Source organism: Adlercreutzia equolifaciens (assembly GCF_029076695.1).
Lineage (GTDB): Bacteria > Actinomycetota > Coriobacteriia > Coriobacteriales > Eggerthellaceae > Adlercreutzia > Adlercreutzia equolifaciens_A.
The window spans coordinates 1-292 of record NZ_JARFIK010000535.1; the positions used below are offsets into that span (position 1 = coordinate 1).

The following is a 292-nucleotide window of genomic DNA, read 5'->3' on the forward strand; positions in this document are numbered from 1 at the left end:
CTCTCCATCTTTGCCCTGAATTTTGAATACAGAGTTCTCACAGGTGATCACAGTATTGAATTTTTCATCAGATTCGATGGTTACAAGGGAATCTGAATCGGATAATTTTCTTGCGATTTCAGAAAAAAGCTTTGCATCCAGTGCAATTTTACCTTTTTCAAGGATATCACCTTCAACTTTTGTCTCAATGCCGAGCTCCATATCGTTGGCAGTCAGCTTGATCTCATCAGTAGAAGCGTCGATCAGAATGCACTCTAAAATAGGCATCGTTGTTTTTGATGGAACTGCCTTG

Annotated in this window: 1 protein-coding gene; it reads right to left on the reverse strand. The window is 39.7% G+C overall.

The window, feature by feature from the left end; translation table 11 throughout:
- Nucleotides 1-292, reverse strand: a 292-nt coding sequence (locus tag PZH32_RS13505) for a hypothetical protein (RefSeq protein ID WP_428994062.1), incomplete at both ends; no start/stop codon positions are given.